A 22,082-nucleotide genomic window follows, 5' to 3' on the forward strand; every position below is an offset into this window, starting at 1 on the left:
GCTTGCCCGCACAGCGTGCCACGGACCGGTCCACGGCACGTGGAGATCGGCGCCGGCCGTGTGGTGTTTCCGGGTTTCCGATTGTTTCCTGCCCTTGGAAACCACTGTCCGGGCTTGACCGGAATCGGCATCCTTCTGGTTGTCGGGAATTTCGGTCCGGGCCGCGGACGTGGAGGTGAGCCGGTTATGCACACGCACGCCATCCTGGTGTTGATCTGCGGTTTCCCGTTCGGCTGACCATGCGCTGGGCGATAATGCGCCGGTGACCGATCGGGCGACGGAGTTCGGCAGACAACTGCGGCGGCGACGTGAGGCGGCGGGGTTGTCGCTGGCGGCGTTGACGGCGCGGATCCACTACAGCAAGAGCCACCTGAGCAAGGTGGAGAACGGCCACGCCACAGCGAACCGGGAATTCGCTGTGGCGTGCGACTCCGTGCTGGGTGCGGGCGGCGCGCTGGCGGCCCTGGTCGCCGCGCCCGAACCGGTGGGGTTCTCCGGGCTGCCGGCGGTGACGTCGCACTTCACCGGGCGGGACGCCGAACTGCGCCGGATCGGGGCGGTGCTGGTCGACGGTCCGGCCACGGTGTGCGTGCTCGACGGCATGGCGGGCGTGGGCAAGACGTCGCTCGCGCTGCGCGCCGCGTGGACGGCCGAAGCCCACTTCCCGGACGGCTGCCTGTTCCTCGACCTGCGCGGCTTCACCCCCGGTGACAGCACGCCGGCCGGTGACGACGTGCTGGACCGGTTGCTGCGGATGCTCGGTGTGCCCGCCGAGGACGCGCCGCGCGACGAGGACGACCGGGCCAACTTCTACCGCGACAGACTGCGGGGCAAGCGGATGCTGCTCGTGTTCGACAACGTCCGCAGCGCCCGGCAGGTCATGCCCCTGCTACCGGCCGAACCGAGGTGCCGAGTGCTGATCACCAGCAGGAACCGCCTGAACGCGTTGGACGACGCGGTGCACGTGTCGGTGGGCATGCTGTCCACCGCGCAGGCCGTCGAACTGTTCCGCGCGGTGGCCGGCGAACGGGTGCCCGCCCCCGCGTCCGCCTCCACCTCTGCCTCCGCCGACGACTTGGTGGCGCGCATCGTCGAGCACTGCGGACGGCTGCCGTTGGCCGTCCGGATCGCCGCCGCCCGGTTCCGGAGCAGTCCGATGTGGACGTTGGCGGACTTCGTCACGCGGCTGGCGGACGAGGCGGTCCGGTTGAGCACCCTGGACGACGGCGAGCGCAGCGTCACGGCCGCGTTCACCCTGTCGTACCGGGGACTTGAGGCCGACCAGCAGCGGATGTTCGGCCTGCTCGCCCTGCACCCGGGGCGTGAGGTGGGTGTGCGCAGTGCCGCCGCGCTGGCCGGGGTGGGCGTCGCCGAGGCCGAGCGGCTGCTGGCCCGGCTGCACGACGCGTACCTGGTCACGCAGCGCCCCGGTGGTTACACGGGTTTCCACGACCTGATGCGGGCGTTCGCGATCGAGCACGCGTTGCCCGCGCTCCCGGCCGCCGACCAGGACGCCGCCGTGCGCCGGTTGCTCGACCTGGCGTTGGCCACCACGGCGGCGACCGACGAACTGCTCGTGCCGCAGCGCTACCGGCCCGCGTTGGACCTGGACGACCCACCGCCGGTGATCGAGGGGTTCACCGACGGCGAGGCGGCGGTGGCGTGGCTGGACGTGGAGTGGCCGAACCTGGTGGCGCTGTGCGGTATGGCGTCGGCGCGGGGGTGGCACCGCAAGTGCTGGCAGTTGGCGTTCCTGCTGCGGGACTTCTTCTTCCGGACCAAGCTGTGGGACGCGTGGATCCACACCCATCGACTGGCGGTAGCCGCCGCGCGGGCGGCGGGTGACACGAACGCGTTGGCGATGACGTTGAACAACCTGGGCATGGCGCACGTGGACCGGGGTGACCTGGAGGCCGCGTCGGAGCACTACGAGGAGGCGCTGGCGCTGTTCCGGGCTTCGGCGGACGAGCACGGCATGGTCAGCGCCCTGTCGAACCTGGCCTGGGTGAACCTGTACCTGGGTGATCACGCTCAAGCGTTGCGGGACATGGGCACCGCCCTGGAGTCGTACCGCCGGACCGGCGCCCGGCGCAATGCCGCGATCACGTTGCGCGGGATGGCGTTGACCGAGACCGAACTGGGCGCGTTCGAGGACGCCCTGCGCCACGGCGTCGAGGCCCACGACGAATTCCTCGCCCTGGGCTTGGACTTGGACCTGGCCATGGCCCTGAACTGCCTGGCTTGGACCCACTTCCGCGCGGGCGGGCTGGAAGCCGCCGTGACCTGGTACGAACGCGCCGCCGACACCGCCGCCCGCTGCGGCAGCAGCCACGAGGTGGCCAGAGCCGAAACCGGCCTCGGCAACGTAGCCGCCACCACCGGCGACCACGAAACCGCCCAACGCCTCTGGACCTCCGCCGCGACCAACCCCCTCGACCCGCTCATGGTGGGCGAGGAACGGGTCAGGCGTGCGCTGGCGGCACGTCCCGCGTCGGAGTGATCCTTCTACGCATTCACCTACACACGCTCCCGATACGATTGCGTCGATCACAGCATTCCTGCCCGCCCCGCCAAGCCGGGAGCACCCGCCGCCCGGGAGTGCCCGAGCCCTTGGAGCAGGCGCTTATGTGGCGACGTGCATCGGTGTCAGGTGTCTGTGCGCTGGCGGTGTTGGTGCTGCTCACTCCACCATCACTCGCTGATTCGGCGATGGCCGGCAGTGGGAGGCGGACCCTCATCGCCCAGGACGACTTCCGTTCCGGCACGGGCAAGTGGACGGCCGAACTGCTCGCCGGCGGCACGGTCACCGCGTCGAACGGCCGACTCGACATCGACGTACCCGACGGCGCGACCGTCTGGTTCAAGCAGCCGTTCAGCGGCTCCTACGAGATCGAGTACACCGCGGTCCCGGTGTCGGCGGGCGGTCCGAACGACCGCGTCAGCGACCTCAACACGTTCTGGAGCGCACGCGACATCCGCTCCCCACGCGACCTGTTCGCCACCGAGCGCACCGGCGCTTTCACCGACTACGACTACCTGAAGGGCTACTACGCAGGCCTGGGCGGCAACACCAACACCACCACCCGCTTCCGCCGATACGTGGGCGAACCCGGCAACCGCCCCCTGATCTACGACCTCACCTCCCCCCTCCTGGAGCCCAACCGCCCGTACCACATCAGGCAGACGGTCCACGGCAACAAAATCCAGTACCGGGTCAACGGCACACTGCTGTTCGACTACACCGACCCCAGCCCCTACCGCAGCGGCTGGTTCGCCTTCCGCACGATCGACAGCCACTTCACCATCACCGACTTCAAGGTCTGGCGCCCGGCCACCGGCAAGGCCTGACCGACAGCAGCCCCGCCACCACATTCGACTCCATTCGACTCGAATGACATCGCGATCAATCCCTGTTGAGACACCTCCCGCCCTGGAATGGATTCCGGAGAACCGGCCGTTGCGCGGGTTACCCCGCCCTGTGTACGGTCCTGGACCAAGCCGCTACACACAGTCATCGACGCCTGAAGACTTCGCCGCCACTCCTTTCCACGTCGAAACAACGGGGTTATCGAAAATGTGGAGGTAACGTGCGTGCAAGCAATCTCGGTCGCGGGCTGGCCGCGGCCGTCCTGGTGGCGGCGTCCGTTTCGACGTCCACCGCCGTATCCGCCTCGGCCGCACCGGAACCGGCTGCGGCACCGGAGATCCAGCAGGTGGAGCGCCTGAACCGGGGTGTGGTCAGCGTCCGCACCGGCCAGGGCAATTACATCAGTTGGCGCGTGTTGGTGAGTGACGCGCCGGGCACCGCCTTCAACCTCTACCGCGGCGGCACGAAGGTAAACGCCACACCGATAACGTCGTCGAACTACGTCGACAAGGGCGCGCCGGCGAACGCCGACTACGTCGTCCGACCGGTCGTCGGCGGTGCCGAACAAGTCACCGCGTCGGCCGCCGACGAGTCCCTGCGATTCACCGCGACCGACGGTGATGTCGGCATCGCGGCGAGCACGCGGGACGTGCCGTTGCAGATTCCGGCGGGCGGCACCACACCGTCCGGGGAGAGCTACACCTACACCGCGAACGACGCCGGCGTCGGCGACCTCGACGGTGACGGGCAGTACGAGATCGTGCTGAAGTGGGAACCGACCAACGCAAAGGACAACTCGCAGGCGGGCTACACCGGCAACGTCTTCATCGACGCCTACCGGCTCAACGGCACCCGGCTGTGGCGGATCGACCTCGGCCGCAACATCCGCGCGGGCGCCCACTACACCCAGTTCCAGGTGTTCGACTACGACGGTGACGGCCGGGCCGAGGTGGTCATGAAGACCGCCGACGGCACCCGTTCGGGCACCGGCCAGGTGATCGGCAGCTCCAGCGCCGACCACCGCAACTCGTCGGGCTACATCCTGACCGGGCCGGAGTTCCTGACGGTCTTCCGGGGCAGTGACGGCGCGGTGCTGGCCACCGCGGACTACGTGCCGCCGCGCGGGAACGTGGCGAGCTGGGGCGACAACTACGGCAACCGGGTGGACCGGTTCCTGGCCGGCACGGCGTACGTGGACGGCTCGCGGCCGAGCATCATCATGGCCCGCGGCTACTACACCCGGTCCGTGATCACCGCGTGGGACTGGCGCAACGGCCAGCTCACCCGGCGTTGGACGTTCGACAGCAACAGCTCGACCAACGGCTCCACCTGGGCGGGCCAGGGCAACCACAACCTGTCCGTCGCCGATGTCGACGCCGACGGTCGTGACGAGATCATCTACGGCGCGATGACCATCGACGACAACGGCTACGGGATGTACACGACGCGGCTCGGCCACGGCGACGCGCTGCACGTGGGCGACTTCGTGCCCAGCCGGTCGGGTCTGGAGGTGTTCGACATCCACGAGAGCGGCACCACCGGCTTGGACCTGCACGACGCCCGGACCGGCGCGATGATCTTCACCAAGCCGAACAACACCGGTGCCGAGGGGCCCGGTCGCGGTGTCGCCGGCGACATCTACGCGGGCAACGCGGGCGCGGAGTTCTGGGCGACCGGCGGTGGCGCGCCCGACGCGCTGCTCAACGCCTCGGGCGGCACCGTGGGCCGCAAGCCGTCGTCGGTGAACTTCCTGGTGTGGTGGGACGGTGACGCACAGCGGGAGCTGCTCGACGGCACGCGCATCGACAAGTACGGCACGAGCGGTGACACGCGGCTGCTGACCGGGTCGGGTGTGTCGTCGAACAACGGCAGCAAGTCGACGCCCGCGCTGTCCGCCGACATCCTCGGCGACTGGCGTGAGGAGGTCATCTGGCGCACGTCGGACAACACGAAGCTGCGGATCTACTCGACCACCGACACGACCAGCATCTCGCGGCCCTCGCTGATGCAGGACCGCCAGTACCGGGTCGCCGTCGCCTGGCAGAACACCGCGTACAACCAGCCGCCGCACCCGAGCTTCCACATCGGCTAGGGCGCCGCGAACAGGCCGGGGCCGACGTGCTCGGCGGTGACGACGTCGCCGCCGAGCACGTCGGCCGTTCCAATCGCCGGCCGCTAGTCGCTAGTCGCTGGTCACTGGTCGCCGGAGGACCGCTGCATGGTCTGGCGGATCACGTCGCCGGCCCGGTCCATCATCGCCGCGTACGGTCCGACCAGCACGTTCGCTTTCGCGGACTCCACACCGGCGTGCGGGTGGGTGGGGGCCATCGCCTCGGCCGCCTTCACCGCCACGCCCATGGCCTTGAGCCGGGCGCTGCTGTGCGCCGCCTTGATGCGCGGGAACTCCTCCTGTTCCTCGTGTGCCGCGTGGTCGAGCACCGCGGCTTCCAGCGCGGTGAGCTTGCTGACGAACCCGGGCTCCGCCGGGTCCATCTGCTCCAGCTCCTCCAGCTTCCGCTTGGCCGCGTTCTCCTCCTCCAGCCGGGCGTCCACCACGCGGTCGCCGTCGTCCAGGACGCGCCGGGCGTCCGGGTGCACGATCATCTCCTCGGCCGTCTCGTGCACGGCCAAGAGGCGGCGCAGCCGGTCGAACGCCTCCCGGCGGTCGGACTCGGCGGCGTTGCGCACCTCGGTGAACAGTCGCCGGATCTCCACGTGCTGGTGCAGGAGCAGTTCGACCACGTCGTTCTCCGGCATGGTCTCGGGGCGTGTGCTCATCGGAACCTCCCACATCGGTTCGACCCGGATGGGTTCCCGCCGCGCCGACCGTTACACCTCCTCGGCTCAGCGGGCCGTCGCGACGTAGCGGTGGCCGGCCCGACCGGTGAACGTGGCCGAGTCGCCGTCCGTGCGCACCGGCACCTGCCGTCCGGTCTGCACGTCCGTCAGCCGGACGCCTGAGCGGACCAGGGTGCTGCGGAACGTGACGGTGCCGTCCTGGCCGGTGGTCAGCGTGACCTCCTCGGCCACGCCGTCCGCCCACTTCACGTCGACCGTGACGTCACCGCGGGCCCGCAGGCCCGTGTACGAGCCGTTGCGCCACTCCCCCGGCAGCGCCGGGAGGACGTGCACCACGCCGTCCTGGCTTTGCAGCAGCATCTCGGCCACGCCCGAGGTCGCGCCGAAGTTGCCGTCGATCTGGAACGGCGGGTGGGTGTCCCAGAGGTTCGCGGTCGTGCTGCCGATCAGCTGTTCGGCCAGCATCTTGTGCGCGTGGTCGCCGTCCAGCAGCCGGGCCCAGAAGTTGATCTTCCACGCCTTGCTCCACCCCGTGCCGCCGTCACCGCGCGCGGTCAGCGAGGTCTTGGCGGCTTCGGCGAGTTCCGGTGTCTTCAGGGTGCCGATGCCGTTGCCGGGGAAGAGCGCGAACAGGTGCGACACGTGCCGGTGCGTGTTCGTGGGGTCGTCCCAGTCCTGTTTCCACTCCTGCAGCTGGCCCCAGGACCCGATCCTGGTGCCGGGGTCGAGCCGGTCGAGCGCCTTGCGCACCTCGGCGCCGAACACGCTGTCACCGAGGACGTCGGCGGTCGAGACGACGTTGGTGAACAGCTGCCGGACGATCTGCTGGGACATGGCCGCGCCGGCGGAGAAGTCGCCCTGCTCCGGCGAGTAGCTCGGCGTGACCACGAGTGTGCCGTCACGCGGGTCCACCTTCAGCCCGTCCAGCCAGAACTGGGCGAGTTCCTTCATCACCGGGTACGCCCGCTCGCGCAGGAACCGCTGGTCCCGGGTGAACAGGTAGTGCTCGTAGTAGTGCTGCGCCAGCCACGCGCCCGCCTCGGGGAACCAGAACGCGGTCGCCCAGTCGTGCACACCGGTGAAACCGAACGGGTTGGTCTCGTTGTTGACCACCCAGCCGCGGCTGCCGTGCATCTGCCGGGCGGTGACGGCGCCGGGTTCGCGCAGCTCGTCCACGAAGGAGAACAGCGGCCCGGTGGTCTCGGAGAGGTTCGTGGTCTCGGCGGGCCAGTAGTTCATCTGGAGGTTGATGTTGGTGTGGTAGTCCGCGTTCCACGGCGGCGACACCGAGTTGTTCCACACCCCTTGCAGGTTCGCCGGCAGCGATCCCGACCGCGAGGAGGAGATCAGCAGGTACCGGCCGTACTGGAAGTACAGGGCTTCCAGCGCCCGCCGGGCCGTGGCCGGGGCGGTGGCGTAACCGCGCAGCAGCTCGTCGGTCGGCACGTCCACCGGCCGCTGCCCGATGTCCAGGCGCACGCGGTCGAACAGCCTGCGGTAGTCGCGCTGGTGGGCGTCGAGCAGGCGGGGCCAGCCCTTCGCCGACGCGGCGTCGACGGCGGCCCGCACGCGCTGGTGCGGGTCGGGGCCGCGGTAGGTCGGGTAGTCCTCGGCGTAGTCGGTGCCCGCCGCGAACACCAGCACCGCGCTGTCGGCGTCGGCCACGGTGACCGTGCCGTCGGCGTTGTCGATCCGCTGCCCGCTCCGGTTGAGCACCTGGAGCTGCGATTCGAAGCGCATCCCGTTGTCGTGCAGGGCACCGGTGAACGTCGAACGGCCGCCGCTCGCCGTGGTCCGCCGGGAGCGGTTGTCCGGTGCGGTGATCGAGGCGGTGAAGCCGATCCGGCCCGGCCGGTCGGCGGACAGCCGGGCGACGATCACGCCGTCGGCGGCGCTGGCGAAGTACTCCCTGGTGTACCGGACGCCGTCGGCCTCGTACGACACCGAGGCGACCGCGCGGGACAGGTCGAGGTCACGGCGGTAGTTCGTGACCGCGTCGGGCGGGTCGGTCAGTGCCAGACCGAGTTCCCCGAACGGCTGGTAGGCGCCGAAGCCCCGGCGTTGCTGGCCCAGCGCCGCCGCGACGGTGTCGGGCGCGACCCGGCCGTCGCGCTCGATCAGCTCCTGGACGCCGCTGACGGCGTCCGGTCGAGGACTGGTCCAGTTGCCGAACTCGTAGCCCTGCACCGAACCGGGACCGCCGGTCCACAGCGTCTTCTCGTTGAGCTGGACGCGTTCCCGCGCCACGGTGCCGAACACCCCGCCGCCGAGCGCGCCGTTGCCGATGGGCAGCGACTCCCGCTCCCAGTCCGCGGCCGGCTCGTCGTACCACAACGTGAGCATTCCTCGATCCACCGCCGCTACCGCCTGATCCGACTCGGGGACCGCGACGCCGAACGACAGGCCCACGACGACGACCGCTGCCACACTGCTGCGTATCCGTTTCACGCTTCCTCCACGACCGACGACCTCACCCGCGGGCGGCGATCGAGGCTGGCCGTGACGGTAACAAGACATCCGAACTCTCGAAACCTCCCGACGCAGGAAAGGCCCATTTGCCGTAGCGCTCGACCTCGATACATCGGATGGGTGGACATCTTTCGGTCGCACCGGGATTGACCTGCGGACGCACGGGAAGCCCCGGAGGAATTCCGAGTCGGAGGAGCCGGCCGTGGACAGTGAGATCCAGCTGCGCGTGGACGGGCGTCGCAAGCGTCTGCGCGTGGACACCAGGATGACCCTGCTGGACGCGTTGCGCGACGGGATCGGGGCGACAGCGCCCAAGACGGGCTGCGACCACGGTCAGTGCGGCTCGTGCACGGTGCTGCTCGACGGGCGGCGGGTGATCACGTGCCTGACGTTCGCGGTGGCGCACGACGGGGCCGACATCACCACGGCCGAAGGGCTCGCGGACGGCGAGTGGCTGCACCCGATGCAGCGGGCGTTCATCGAGCGGGACGCGTTCCAGTGCGGGTTCTGCACGCCGGGCCAGGTGTGTTCCGCGCTCGGAATGCTGGCCGAGGTGGAGGCCGGCCACCCGAGCGTGGCCACCGACGACCTGACCGGGCCGGTCGAGTTGACCGACGAGGAGATCCGGGAGCGGATGAGCGGGAACCTGTGCCGGTGCGGCGCCTACGTCAACATCGTGGACGCGGTGCGGGACGGTGCGCGGTGATCCCGTTCGACTACCGGCTCGCGCCCGACGTGGACGGCGCAGTCGCCGCCGCCACGGGTTGGGGCGGGGTGGCGTTCCTGGCCGGTGGGACGAACCTGGTGGACCACATGAAGCTCGGTGTCGCCGCGCCCGAGGTGCTGGTCGACATCAGCCGGCTGCCGCTGGACGCGGTCGAGGAACTGCCGGACGGCGGGCTGCGGATCGGCGCGACCGTGCGCAACAGCGACCTGGCGGCGCACCCGGCGGTCCGGCGCGACTACCCCGTGCTGGCGCGGGCGCTGCTGTCCGGCGCCTCCGGTCAGGTGCGCAACCTGGCCACGACCGGCGGGAACCTGCTGCAACGGACCCGGTGCGCGTACTTCCAGGACCTGTCGACGCCGTGCAACAAGCGGGAGCCGGGCACGGGGTGTTCGGCGATCGGCGGCTACACGCGCCAGCACGCGATCCTGGGCGCGTCCGCGCACTGCGTGGCCACGCACCCGTCGGACATGGCGGTGGCGATGGCGGCGCTCGACGCGCAGGTGACCGTGCTCGGCACGTCGGGGCGGCGGGTGATCCCGCTGGTCGAGCTGCACCGGCTGCCCGGCGACGAGCCGCACCGCGACACCGTGCTGTCCCCGTCCGACCTGATCACGGCGGTGGAGCTGCCGCCGCTGCCGGAAGGGACGCGCTCGCTGTACCGGAAGGTCCGCGACCGGGCCTCGTACGCGTTCGCGCTGGTGTCCGTCGCGGCCGTGCTGCGGGTCGAGGACGGCGTCGTGCGGGACGTGCGGATCGCGTTGGGCGGGGTGGCGCACAAACCGTGGCGGGCACGACGGGCGGAGGACGTGTTGCGCGGCTCGCCCGTCGACGGTTCGCCCGCCGACGAGGAGGTGTTCCGCCGTGCGGCGGAGGCGGAGCTGGCGGGCGCGGCGCCGTTGGCGGGCAACGGTTTCAAGGTGCCGCTGGCCCGCAACACGGTGGTGTCCGCGCTGCGCGGGTTGAGCCGGGAGGAACGATGACGGACCTGCTGCGGCCGCGTGTGCTCGGCCAGTCGCCGACGCGGGTCGACGGGCCCGCCAAGGTCACCGGCACCGCCCGCTACGCCGGTGACCAACGCGTGTCCGACCCCGCGTACGTGCACCTGGTGCAGGCGGACGTCGCCCGCGGTGTGCTGACCGAAGTGGACGTGAGCGCCGCGCAGGCCCTGCACGGTGTGCTCGCCGTGCTGACGCCGGACAACGCGCCGCGCCTGGCGTCCACCGACGACGCCGAGCTGGCGGCGTTCCAGTCGCACGAGGTGGCGTTCCGCGGGCAGGTCGTGGCCGCGGTGGTCGCGCGCACCCGTGAGATCGCCCGGCACGCGGCCGCGCTGGTCCGCGTCGAGATCGACCAACGGCCGCACGACGTGCACCTGAGCGCCGATCGCGATGATCTTTACGCGCCGGAGAAGGTGAATGGCGGCTCGGCGACCGACACCGAACAGGGTGACATCGGGACGGGACTCGCCCACTCCCCGTTCACGCTCGACCAGACGTACACCACGGCCTGGTACAACAACAACCCGCTGGAGCCGCACACCACCACGGCCCTGTGGTTGGACGGTGACCTCGCCCTGTACGAGTCGACGCAGGGCGTGCACACCACCCGCGAGTCGACCGCGAGGGTCCTGGGGCTCGCGCCGGAGCGGGTGCACGTGATCGCGCCGCACGTCGGCGGCGGCTTCGGCTCCAAGGGCACCGTGCACGTCCACGTGATCATCGCCGCGCTGGCCGCGAAGGCGGTGCCCGGCACGCCGGTCAAGCTCGCCCTGACCCGACAGCAGATGTTCTCCCTCGTCGGCTACCGGACACCCACGATCCAACGGGTCCGGCTGGGCTGCGACGCGGACGGGCGGCTGGCGGTCGTCGCGGTCGACGCGGTGGGCCAGACCGCCCGGATCAAGGAGTTCGCCGAGCAGACCGCCGTGCCCAGCCGGACCGTGTACGCCGCGCCGAACCGCCGCACGACCCACCGGCTGGCCGCGCTGGACGTCCCGGTGCCGTCGTGGATGCGCGCGCCCGGCGAGTGCCCCGGCATGTTCGGGCCCGAGGTCGCGGTGGACGAACTGGCGATCGCCTGCGGCCTCGACCCGGTCGAGTTCCGCATCCGCAACGAACCCGACGTGGACCCGGACACGGGCAAGCCGTTCTCCAGCCGCAACCTGGTCGCGTGCCTGCGTGAGGGCGCGCGCAGGTTCGGCTGGGAGCACCGCGACCCGGCGCCGCGCGCCCGTGCGGAATCGGGCTGGCTGATGGGGACCGGGGTGGCGGCGTCGACCTATCCGGTGAACCGGATACCGGGTTCGGTCGCGACGGTCCGCTGCACCGCGCCGGGGCGTTATCTGGTGTCGATCGGCGCCGTCGACATCGGCACCGGCACGTGGACCTCGCTCGCGCAGATCGCCGCCGACGCGCTGGGCGCGGACTTCACCGACGTCGAGATGCGGATCGGCGACACCGCGCGGCCCAGGGCGTCGGTGGCGGGCGGTTCGTCCGGCATCACGTCCTGGGGTTCGACCGTGGTGGCCGCCGCCCGGGAGTTCCGCCGGACGTTCGGCGATCATCCCGCCGAGGGCGCCGAAGCGAGCGCGGCGATGCCCGAGGACGATGTCGGCGAGGAGTACGCGATGCACGCGTTCGGCGCGCAGTTCGCCGAGGTCCGGGTACACGCCGACACCGGTGAGGTGCGGGTGCCCCGGCTGCTCGGCGTGTTCGCCGTCGGGCGGGTCGTCAACCCGCGGCTGGCCCGGTCACAGCTGATCGGCGGCATGACCATGGGCCTGTCCATGGCGCTGCACGAGCACAGCGTGCTGGACGAGCGCTTCGGGCACGTGGTCAACCACGATTTCGCCGAGTACCACATCGCCACCAACAGCGACGTGCCGCACGTGGAGGCTCACTGGGTCGAGGAGCACGACCCGCACACCAATCCCATGGGCACCAAGGGCATCGGCGAGATCGGCATCGTGGGCACCGCCGCCGCGATCGCCAACGCGGCGCACCACGCCACCGGTGTCCGCGTCCGCGACCTGCCCCTGACCTTGGACCACTTCTTGGAGTGACTTCTAGGGCAGGAGCACGTCCAGGAACGGGTTGCTGAACACCCGGTGCGGGTCGTAGGTGTTGAGGGTGGCGAGCGCGGCGTCCCAGGTCGGGTTCGGGCCCTGGCGGTAGGTGTCGGGCACGGTGGTGGTGAGCATCGTCTGGTCGGCCCAGGCGGCTTCGTTGGTGTAGGCCCAGCCCTTGGACCACTCGGCGCGGGTGGCCGCGTACGAGCCGGAGTAGTTGGTGAAGAAGAACTGCTCCAACTCGCGGTAGAAGGCCGCCGCACCGGGCGCGGTCGGGAACGTCAGCACGTCGAACCACACCGCGACGTCCCACTCGGGGTGGTCCTCGCGGGGGTGCACGGCCGACAGCGCGGGTGACTGCGCGCCGGGCACGCCGACGTGCGCCGGGTCGTCCAGTCCGCCGACGCGGATCTCCACCTGACCGGAGACGGGGAACAGCCCGCGTGCGGCGTAGGCGTGCAGGAGGTCTTCGTAGAACGTGGCGAACTCGCTGACGACGCGTTGCACCTCCGCGCGGCTGGTCAGCACCGCGTACCCGTTCGCGGTCTCGCGCAGGGTGGTCGGTTTGACGTAGAGCAGGAGGTTCTTCGACGGGCCCCACAGGTCCGTGCTGAGCGTCGCGGTCAGCCCGGTGGCCGCGGTCGTGTACTGCAATTGCCCGAACGTCGGGGTGAGCAGCCAGGAGCCGTTGATGAGCAGGTCGGCGAGGGCGGAGACGGGTTGGGGGACGTTGTCGGAGAAGACGTAGTTGTACGGCGTGGTGACCGGTCGGGACGTCAGCGGCTTGGTCGGCGACACGCTCCAGACCTTCAGCCACGGGTGGTCGGTGAAGACGAACCAGATCGCCTCGATCCGACCGGCCTGGTCGAGGAAGCTCGCGAAGGTGTTGGTGGCGCCGCTGCCCGGCGGGGCGAACAGCTCGCTGGTGGGGATGTCGACCCGGCTGACGCAGCGCAGGTTCTGGTTCGCGCCCACGCGCAGGGTGACCTCGGTCAGGAACGCGCGCCCCACGTGGGTGAGCAACGCGGCGCACTCCGGCTCGCTGCGCTGGAACGTCCGCAGCCGGTACTGGCTTCCGTCCCACACGACGGCGGTCAGCGAGATGATCATGTTGCTCAGCGAGCCGTAGCTGTGGCCGGGTGCCCGGGTCTCCCCGATCGCGGGGACGGACGTGCCGTGGCCGTTGATCGCCAGCACCCCGCCGACGGTCAGGTCGCCCGGCGCCGGGGTGTTGGTCACGCCGAGGCCCGCGTCCTCCAGGAACGCCAGCAGATCGTCCATCGACGCACCGGTCTGCACCCGCACCGCACCCGGCAGGACCGTCATGGCTTTGAGGTGCCGGGTGGTGTCCACCAACACGACCCGGTCCGCGCCGGTCGTGCCCGGTGTCACGGTGAGCGGCGCCCACCCGTGCCGGAAACCCCGTGGTCGCAAGGTGAAGTTCTGACTGTGCGCCCAGTTCGCGAGGACCACCACGTCATCGGCGGTCCGCGGCACGCACGTCCACAGCTCGTCGGTCCGGATCTCCCCGGCCCAGTTCTCGTACGCCTGGCGGTACAAGTCGATTCCCGCTGGAAACCCCGGCGGCGGATCACCCGCGACCTCACCCGGCGCCAGGGCACCGATGGGCAACCACGCGACGGCAGAGGCTCCGAGGAAAAGACGGCGGGAGAAGGCATCGCCGTACTGGCTCATGGTTCGTACCATAGGGGTACCCACACGCCCGTGCCCTCCGCCGGCGGGAGGTTAGGCCGAACAGCGGCAGCCCGTCTCGCTTGGCGCGCGCGTTCACCGTCGATCACCTGATCGAGCGAAGCCGAGATGAATGGAAGATCTGCGGAAACTTTCCGGACCGCTTTGTGGTGTCGGCAGGTTCGTCGGCGACGACCTCTTGGAGCAGGCCGTCCGGACGGGGTGTGAAGCGGTGGGTGGTCTTGTCCAGGTCGAAGGGCATGACGGTGCTGCCCTTCGCCGCGACCTCGGACTGACGCGCCGCCACGTCCGGGGTCGGCGTCGAGCACGCGGTCGCCGGGCGATCAGACCCGATAGCGTCGGCCTGGTGTCCCGGGTTCCCCGACGGACGGCGTCACGTTGACGACCGCCTTCGCTCCCCTTCGCCACCGGCAGTTCCGCATCTTCATCGCGGCCCGCCTGATCTCGACGCTCGGCAACGGCATCGCACCGATCGCGCTCGCCTTCGCCGTCCTCGACCTGACCGGCTCGGCCCTGCACCTCGGTGAGGTCCTGGCCGCGCGGACGATCGGCCTGCTCGCGTTCCTCCTCGTCGGCGGCGCGATCGCGGACCGCCTGCCGCGTGGCAAGGTCCTGGTGGCGGCGGGCGTGCTGTCGGCGGTGTCGCAGGGTGTGGTGGCGGCGCTGCTGCTCGGCGGACGGCCGCCGGTGTGGTGGCTGGTCGTGCTGGAGGCCGTCAACGGCGCGGCGACGGCGTTCGCCATGCCCGCCTCGCACGGTGTGCTCCCCCAAGTGGTCCCGAGCGACGTGCTGCGGCAGTCGAACGCGTTGTTCAGCCTGACCAACAACGGCACCCGCATCGGCGGTGTCGCGGTGGGCGGCGTGCTGGTGGTGACGGTCGGGTCGGGGTGGGCGATCGCGATCGACGCGTTCTCGTTCGCCGTCGCGGCGGTGCTGTTCGCCCGGTTGGAACTGCCTGCTACCGACCGGTCCGAATCCGGTGGGCTGCTGACCGGCATCCGGCGGGGGTGGTCCGAATTCGCTTCACGCCGCTGGCTGTGGGTGGTGGTGGCCGGCGCGTCGGTGACGAACATGGCCTACGCGGGCGCGTGGGTGACGCTCGGACCGGTGATCGCGGACCACACGTTCGGCCGCGGCTGGTGGGGCGTGGTGCTGGCGATGACGACCACCGGTCTCCTCGTCGGCTCCGCGGTGATGATGCGGTTCGACCCGGCGCGCCCGCTGCTGGTCGGTGTGTTCGGGCTCTTCGGGTACGTGCCGCCGTTGGGCGTGCTCGCACTGGCGCCCCATCCGGCTGCGCTGGCCGTGGCCGCGTTCGCGTCGGGCGTCGGAATCGGTGTGTTCAGCGTGGTCTGGCAGACCGCGCTGCACCAGCACGTGCCGACGAACGCCCTGTCCCGCGTCACTTCCTACGACATACTCGGCTCCTTCGCCGCGCTGCCGCTCGGACAGGTCCTGGCGGGTTTCCTCGCGGTCGCGTTCGCACCCGCCGGTGTCGTGCTCGGGGGCGCGGTGCTGTGCGTGGTGGCCGTTCTGGCGATGCTCGCCACCCGCGACGTCCGCGAGTTCCGCGCGCCCGCGGATCAGGACATCCGCTGACGGTCGTGGGCCGAGGGTTCGAAGTCCGGTGACACGACGGACCCGCGCAGGTGGTCACGGCGGAAGAAGGCCAGCCACGCCATCAGGCCCGCGAGCGCCGCGAACACCGCCGCGACGGCCAGTGCCCTGAGCGGACCGGCCGCGCCGACGACAGCACCCGCAGCCAGGACGCCGACCGTGCCGCCGCCGACGGTGACCGCGCCGACCGCCGCGAACACCCGTCCCCGCACCGCGTCCGGTGTCCTGAGCTGGACCAGGGCGTTCAGCGTGACGTTCTGCACCGAGCTGCACGCGCCCGCGACCAGCCACGCGGCCGCGTTGACCAGGACGTGCGGCACCAACGCCGGCGCGGCCAACGCCGGCGCCATCACCAGGCTGCCGGTGGCGAACGCCGCGACCAGCGCCCGAGCGGTGGTGAAGCGGCGGCTCAGGTTCGCCCCGAACAGCAGGCCGGCCGTCCAGCACACGAGCATGGCGCTGTAGGTGAACTCGTTGCCGCCGACCGGGCCGAGGACCAGGAACACCCCGTTGACCAGCGCGATGGCCACCGCGATGCCACCGACGGTCTGCGCCACCACCCGCCCCATCAGCAACCGGTCGCTGCGCAGCAGCACCAGCCCGCTCCACTGGCTGCTCGGCCCGCCCACGCTCCCGTCGTCCTGCCCCGGATCACGGTCCACCCGCAGCCGCAGGGCCAGCACGAGGTGCACGAACGCGGCCACCGCGTCGAGCAGCAACGCCACCTCGATCCCCGGCCCGGCCGCGATCACGCCACCGAGCACGATGCCCGCCACGGACCCGGTGTTCTGCGCGGACGACAGCCACGCGTAGCCGCCGACCGAGTCGTCCTCGCCGGTGGCGAGCGGGATCAGCACGGACGCGCACGTCCGCACCACGCCGCCGGACACCCCGAGCAACGTCACCAGCCCGTAGACGACCGGCAGGTCCGCGTGCCCCAACAGCAGGCCGACCAGCAGCAACACCTGCGTGCACACCGTCACCGCGAGCAGGTACCGGTTGTGGAACCGGTCGACCGCCCACCCGGCGACCGGCGTGCCGAGCACCGCGCCGAGGGCGACGGCCACGAACAGCCCGGCGACGGCGAACGCCCCGGCACCGGCGAGCTCGGTGGTGAACCCGATCAGCGTGAGCTGCGCGCCGAGGCTCGACACCCCCGATCCGGCGGCCAGCACCGCCAGGTCCCGATGCGCACCCAGACCGCCCCGCAGACCGCCCAGCACTGCGACCATTCCGCTCCCCCGCTGCGTCGCCGGATCGAAGTCGGCTACCGTCACCCGACCGGTCTCCTCGCCGTGCCGATCATGCACGCTGTGGCAATCATGGAGGCTGTGCCAATCATGAAGGAAGGCCGCCTCCGGCGACGGGCTCGGGGCACATCGGCCCTACGCCTCGTGACGTTGGCCCCTGACCCGCACCGACCCCGTCCGCGCACGCTTCAGGCAGCGGAACGGAGGACACCATGATCCTGGTCGGTGTGGATGGTTCGCCCGCGAGCCGCAAGGCGCTGCGCTGGGCGTTGACGCAGGCGGTGCGGACGGGGGACAGGGTGGAGGCGATGATGGCGTGGCTGCATGAGCCGGAGTTCGTGGTCGCGAGCTCGCTGGGCGTGCACCCGCACGCCGACACCCCCGGCCGCCGGCACCCCGCACGGGAGCTGCACGCGATCGTGTCCGACGTCCGCGCCACCGTGCCGGACGCACCCCGCGTCACCGAGGTCACCATCATCGGCGACGCGGCCACCACCCTGACCCAGGCGGCACGGCAGGCCGACCTGCTCGTGATCGGCACGAACGGCAACAGCCGCCTGCCCGAGGTCCTGCTCGGCAGCGTCGCCACGAACTGCCTGCGCCACGCCACCTGCCCGATCGTGGTCGTCCCGCCCGACACCCGGTAGCCGGCACCGCGGTCCTGGCCACCTGACTCCGCCGGCCCTGCACCTCCCCGACGAGCCGCCCTGCCCGCCGTGCCCCACAGGCCCACGACAGTCCATTTCGGACAGCCAGTCCCTCCCTCCACGATCCACGTGTGCCGCTTCCGCTGGCCAGGTCATGCCGTGATGGGGTACCCCGCCTGAAAGGCCAGCCTGCGGTCGGCATCCACGGAGATCCGACCAAGCTCGTCGTCCAGAGCGTGGACGGTTTTCCCGATGTCATGGGTGCCCGCGTGGTGGTGGGGCCGTGTGGGGCACCGCGGCACCGCCATTCGGAGGCGTCCATCGATGTCATACCAGGCGGATACGATCGTGGGTGTGGATCCCGCCGACGACCTGCTGGCCTGGGCGCCTCCGCCCGGCGAGGGTGCGGCGCCCGCCGTCGCGCTGCCCGGTTACAGCGACTTCCGGCTCGTCGCGCACGGCGGCGAGGGCACCGTGTACCGGGCCACCCAGGACGGCCTGGGGCGTGACGTCGCGGTGAAGGTGCTGGACGTGACCGACCAGGACACGATCAGCCGGTTCCACCGCGAGCTGGAGATCACCGTGCGGCTGGGCCGCCAGCACCCGCACATCGTGACGGTGCTGGACACCGGTGTGATCGCCGGTCGGCCGTGCATCGTGATGGAGTACTACGACCTGGGGTCGCTGCACGACCGGCTCCAGCAGCGCGGGCCGCTGCCGGTGCACGAGGTGATCGCGGCCGGGATCGCGGTGGCGGACGCGCTGTCGTTCGCGCACGGTCAGGGCATCCTGCACCGGGACGTGAAGCCGCAGAACATCCTGGTGCTGCCCACGTCGTACGTGCTGGCGGACTTCGGGATCGCGCGGGGCGCGGACGCGGCGCACACGGCGTCGTTGCAGATGGTCAGCTACCGGCACGCCGCGCCCCAGATGGTGGACGGCCAGGCGCCCGCCGCTGCGGACGACGTGTGGTCGTTGGGTTCGACGCTGTACACGCTGCTGGACGGCCAGCCGCCGTTCGCGTCGGCCACGCCCGGGGCGGACACCATGCTCGCCTACCTGGGGCGGGTGCGTGAGGCGCAGCCTCGGTCGTTGCTGCGGCGGGACGTCCCGGTCGAGCTGATGGCGATCATCCTGCGGTGCCTGCGCAAGTCGCGGGAGGAGCGGTTCCCGGACGCGGCGTCGGTGCGCGCGGCGCTGGCGTCGGTGCCGACCTGGGCGCCGCAGTCCACAGTGGACCCGGACCACACGGCGGCGGTGCGGCAGGAGGTGCCGGAGCACTACCCGGAGGGTCCGACGTCGCTGCCCGACTTCGGTCCCAAGCCGGTGGAGGAGGCCGTGCCGGAGCCGGTCGTCGCCGCGCCGGAGCCGGTGCGGACGTGGACCGAGGACCTGGCCGACCTGACCGTCCGCCACAACCCCACGCCGCGCCCGCCCGTGCCGCCGCCCGCGCCGCCGTTGGTGGAGTTGCCGGAGCCGCCGCCGTCACCACGCCGGTCGCGCCGGCCGTGGACGTTGGCCGCGGTGAGCGCGGTGTTCGTGGGCGTGGTCATCGGGGTGGCGTTGAGCCTGCCGGGCCGGTTGGACCAGGCCGCGGCGCCGTCGTCGGTGTCATCGATACCTTCGTCATCGATACCTTCGCCGACTGACACAACCACCACGACCGCGGCCGTCGTGCCGGAGGGCGGCGACCCGCAGTTCACGCCGGTGCTCAAGCGCCTGCAAGACGACGGCGACCGGATCGAACTGTTCTGGACCGATCCGAGCGAGGGCAACGCCCAGTTCGTCGTAGTGGACGTGACGGGCTCCTCGGCCAAACCGCTGGTGACGGTAGCCGCCGGTGCCACGTCACACGTGGTGGAGGGCCTGGAACCGACCGCGGGCCAGTACTGCTTCCAGGTCCTGGCGATCGGCTTGGCCGACCCGGCGACCCAACGCGGCGCCTCCGCCCGCACCTGCGCCGTGCGCAACGGCTAACGCCGCCACAAAGGCCGCGGGTCGACCGCCCAGAACACCCTGCGATACCAGGGAACCCCGCGCCGCAGCCCACGGCGCACCTGACGTGCCAACCGCCACGCCTGCTTCCCCGAATCCCCGGCCCCACCCGCCGCGCCAACCCCTCGACCAGCGCCCAGAGCAACGCCGGCACCCGCCGGCGGTTCAAACGCCGAGCCGCCAGGAGCCGGCCAACCACCACCCGCACCACCCGCACCACCCGCCGCCGCACCACCCGCCGGCCGAAATCCCGAACCACCACCGGGCGCCCCGACCAAAGCCATCGGTTGCCTGGGCGCGGCCACCGGTTGTCTGGGCGCGAAGGCCGCGTGGTCAGCCAACCGGGCCAGCTCCGCCGCCGGGGCCGACTCCAGGTCCGCCGCGATGTCCGGTGCGGTCCGGTCGCGTGGCGGGGTCCGGCCGGCCAACAACAAGCCGTCCAGCACGTAGGCCCACGCGCCGGTCGCACCCGCCGTCCGCAGACGTCTCCGCCGCACCAGCCGCGTCAAGCCGAGCACCAGCAGGATCACCACCGGCACCGCGCCGAGCACCGCGTACCCGATCCACCGCTGCGATTCCGCCGGAGCCTGCGCCGTCACCTGGCTCGACGGCGTCACCAACGGTGGCGGGGCGGACAGCGGGGTGCTGGTGGGGCTGGCCGTGATCGACGCCAACCGGTCCAGCACCTCACGCTTCTGCGCGGCACTCGAACCGCCCGACGACACGCCCGCCACCGGGTCGAACGGCACCCAACCCCACCCGGCGAAGTACACCTCGGGCCAGGCGGTCGCGTCGCTGCCCCGCACCACCCGTTCCTCACCCGCCGCGGGCTGGAAGCCCACGACCACCCGGGTCGGCAACCCCACCGCACGCCCCAGCACCGCGAACGCCGACGCGAACTGCTCCGCCGTCCCCGCGTTGGCCCCCGGCTCACCCGGACTGCCGAACAGGAACCGCTCCAACCGCGCGTAAGACGACCCGACCGGCGCCTGCGCGTCCGGCGTCCGCCCCTGCTTCACCACCTGCTCGATCGCCACCGCCCGCTCGTACGGCGTCCGGGCGCTCTGCACGATCTGCCGCGCGTACTCGGCCAGCGAGAACGGCAACCCCGGCAACGCCAGGTACCGACGCGTCTGCTCCCCGGTCGGCACGGTGGCGTCGAGCAGGTCCGTGTCGTCGGGCACGTCGAGCACGCCGCGCACCCGGTACTTCAGGCCCGGCGCCAACTCGTCCAGCAGCACCAACGACCCCGAATCCGGGTCGACCACGGCACCGTCCAGCGTGACCGCCGTAGGCCGCCCGACCGTGGGCAACCAACTACCGCGCAGCTCACCGATCGTGATCTCCACCTCGGCCTCGTCCACCCGCGTGCCGGCCGGGAGATCCGGAGCCGCCACCGCACCGATCGGCCCGTACAACGACGCCGCCTGCCACGCCGCCCCCGAGTAGTCCGACAAGGCCACCAACCGCACCGCCCGCTCCGGCCCGCGCACCCGGAACAGCTCCGTGTCGCCCAGATTCGCCCAAGACGCCAACTGCGGCAACGGACTGGCCAACCCGAGATCGCTGACCGGCGGCTCCACCAACTCCCGAGGCTCGAACGCGTCACCCGACGGCAGCACAGCGGCCAGCAACCCCACCACCGCCACCGGCACCGCGGGCAACCCGAGCAGCACCCGCCCACCCGCCTCCAGCCGGTCCACCACCAACCAGCCCACCGCGACCAGCCCGACCAACGCCACCGCGATCACCCCGTACCGGTCCGCCCGACCAGCCGTCAGCAACGCCGTGCACGTGTAGAGAGTCGCCACCCCCGCGACCGGCGCGAGCAACGACCGCCGGCCGCGCGCCACCGCGAGCACGACGACCAACGACACCCCGAACACCAGCAACGCACCGGGAACCAACAGCTCAGGCGTAGCCGGCGCAGGCCGTGCCGCGGTCAACAGCCGAGGCACCAGGTCCAGCAGCACGGCAACCGGGTCGGTGGAATCGATCGCCGAGTCCCGCGCGACCCAATACCCGCCGACCAACGCCAGCACCACCAACGCGAACGCCACCAGCCCGGCAGGCATCCGCCGCCACCGCAACAACGGCAGGCACAGGAACGCCACCACCGCCGCCCCCGCGAACACCAGCGACGGCACATACCCCTGCCACCCAGCGCCCAAGTGCAACGCCGCCACCACAAGCAGCAACGCCGCCCAACCCACCCGAGTACTCACACCAGCCACCGGAGTACCAGCCACCGGAGTACCAGCCACCGGAGCACCAGCCACCGGAGCGCTCACACCGACACCGCCAAGCCCCCGCGCGCTCACGCCCCCACCGCCCGAGCACGCCACGGGCCCCGAGCACCCCACAGGTGGCCCCGAGCGCCCCACAGGCTGGGTGCTGCGGCGTGCGGATCGCGACAGTCGCGGATCTCGAC

Annotated in this window: 14 protein-coding genes; 9 read left to right on the forward strand and 5 right to left on the reverse strand. The window is 71.4% G+C overall.

From position 1 onward, the window contains the following. Positions 1–262 precede the first annotated feature (262 nt). From ALI22I_RS31025 to ALI22I_RS31035, 3 genes are all read left to right on the forward strand, one after another. Positions 263–2,500, forward strand: coding sequence for an ATP-binding protein (locus tag ALI22I_RS31025; RefSeq protein WP_077009057.1), 2,238 nt, complete (start codon positions 263–265; stop codon positions 2,498–2,500). A gap of 143 nt (positions 2,501–2,643) precedes the next feature. Next, positions 2,644–3,348 carry a DUF6250 domain-containing protein gene (locus tag ALI22I_RS31030; RefSeq protein WP_143532517.1) on the forward strand — a complete coding sequence of 235 codons (705 nt, stop codon included), beginning with the start codon at positions 2,644–2,646 and terminating at the stop codon, positions 3,346–3,348. Between the two features lie 239 nt (positions 3,349–3,587). After that, complete coding sequence (locus ALI22I_RS31035) at positions 3,588–5,459, forward strand: rhamnogalacturonan lyase (protein WP_077009059.1); 1,872 nt, start codon at positions 3,588–3,590, stop codon at positions 5,457–5,459. 101 nt (positions 5,460–5,560) lie between these two features. Here the strand turns inward: ALI22I_RS31035 and ALI22I_RS31040 are convergent, their stop codons facing one another. Both ALI22I_RS31040 and ALI22I_RS31045 read right to left on the reverse strand, forming a co-directional pair. Beyond that, positions 5,561–6,145, reverse strand: coding sequence for a hemerythrin domain-containing protein (locus ALI22I_RS31040; RefSeq protein ID WP_238598669.1), 585 nt, complete (start codon positions 6,143–6,145; stop codon positions 5,561–5,563). A gap of 66 nt (positions 6,146–6,211) precedes the next feature. Further along, on the reverse strand, positions 6,212–8,614 hold the full coding sequence (locus ALI22I_RS31045; protein WP_238598670.1) for a glycoside hydrolase family 95 protein: 2,403 nt from the start codon (positions 8,612–8,614) through the stop codon (positions 6,212–6,214). A gap of 223 nt (positions 8,615–8,837) precedes the next feature. Here ALI22I_RS31045 and ALI22I_RS31050 point away from each other — a divergent pair, with 223 nt between their 5' ends. Genes ALI22I_RS31050 through ALI22I_RS31060 form a run of 3 tightly spaced genes read left to right on the forward strand, consistent with a single transcriptional unit; the run spans position 8,838 to position 12,423 of the window. Continuing rightward, positions 8,838–9,341, forward strand: coding sequence for a 2Fe-2S iron-sulfur cluster-binding protein (locus ALI22I_RS31050; protein ID WP_077009061.1), 504 nt, complete (start codon positions 8,838–8,840; stop codon positions 9,339–9,341). Further along, positions 9,338–10,342 (forward strand): FAD binding domain-containing protein, encoded by a 1,005-nt coding sequence (locus tag ALI22I_RS31055; RefSeq protein ID WP_077009062.1) that lies wholly within the window; start codon positions 9,338–9,340, stop codon positions 10,340–10,342. The genes ALI22I_RS31050 and ALI22I_RS31055 overlap by 4 nt, the downstream gene beginning before the upstream one ends. Next, positions 10,339–12,423, forward strand: a complete 2,085-nt coding sequence (locus tag ALI22I_RS31060; protein WP_077009063.1) for a xanthine dehydrogenase family protein molybdopterin-binding subunit — start codon at positions 10,339–10,341, stop codon at positions 12,421–12,423. The genes ALI22I_RS31055 and ALI22I_RS31060 overlap by 4 nt, the downstream gene beginning before the upstream one ends. A gap of 3 nt (positions 12,424–12,426) precedes the next feature. Here ALI22I_RS31060 and ALI22I_RS31065 read toward each other — a convergent pair whose 3' ends face one another. Continuing rightward, the gene (locus ALI22I_RS31065; protein ID WP_077009064.1) at positions 12,427–14,124 is read right to left on the reverse strand and encodes a cholesterol oxidase substrate-binding domain-containing protein; all 1,698 of its coding nucleotides are present in this window, start codon (positions 14,122–14,124) and stop codon (positions 12,427–12,429) included. A 396-nt stretch (positions 14,125–14,520) separates the two neighbouring features. Here ALI22I_RS31065 and ALI22I_RS31075 point away from each other — a divergent pair, with 396 nt between their 5' ends. Next, positions 14,521–15,741, forward strand: a complete 1,221-nt coding sequence (locus ALI22I_RS31075; RefSeq protein ID WP_077009066.1) for an MFS transporter — start codon at positions 14,521–14,523, stop codon at positions 15,739–15,741. On the opposite strand, the gene ALI22I_RS31080 is transcribed toward ALI22I_RS31075, so the two are convergent. Beyond that, complete coding sequence (locus ALI22I_RS31080) at positions 15,726–16,991, reverse strand: MFS transporter (RefSeq protein WP_143532518.1); 1,266 nt, start codon at positions 16,989–16,991, stop codon at positions 15,726–15,728. The two genes, ALI22I_RS31075 and ALI22I_RS31080, sit on opposite strands and share 16 nt — an antisense overlap. Positions 16,992–17,221: 230 nt before the next feature. Here ALI22I_RS31080 and ALI22I_RS31085 point away from each other — a divergent pair, with 230 nt between their 5' ends. Together ALI22I_RS31085 and ALI22I_RS54845 are read left to right on the forward strand one after the other, a co-directional pair. After that, on the forward strand, positions 17,222–17,656 hold the full coding sequence (locus ALI22I_RS31085) for a universal stress protein (RefSeq protein WP_077009068.1): 435 nt from the start codon (positions 17,222–17,224) through the stop codon (positions 17,654–17,656). A gap of 354 nt (positions 17,657–18,010) precedes the next feature. Next, positions 18,011–19,633, forward strand: a complete 1,623-nt coding sequence (locus tag ALI22I_RS54845; RefSeq protein WP_179118424.1) for a serine/threonine-protein kinase — start codon at positions 18,011–18,013, stop codon at positions 19,631–19,633. Here ALI22I_RS54845 and ALI22I_RS31095 read toward each other — a convergent pair. Next, the gene (locus tag ALI22I_RS31095; RefSeq protein ID WP_179118425.1) at positions 19,630–21,876 is read right to left on the reverse strand and encodes a transglutaminase domain-containing protein; all 2,247 of its coding nucleotides are present in this window, start codon (positions 21,874–21,876) and stop codon (positions 19,630–19,632) included. The two genes, ALI22I_RS54845 and ALI22I_RS31095, sit on opposite strands and share 4 nt — an antisense overlap. Positions 21,877–22,082 lie beyond the last annotated feature (206 nt).

It is taken from the genome of Saccharothrix sp. ALI-22-I (assembly GCF_001984175.1).
Classification (GTDB): domain Bacteria; phylum Actinomycetota; class Actinomycetes; order Mycobacteriales; family Pseudonocardiaceae; genus Actinosynnema.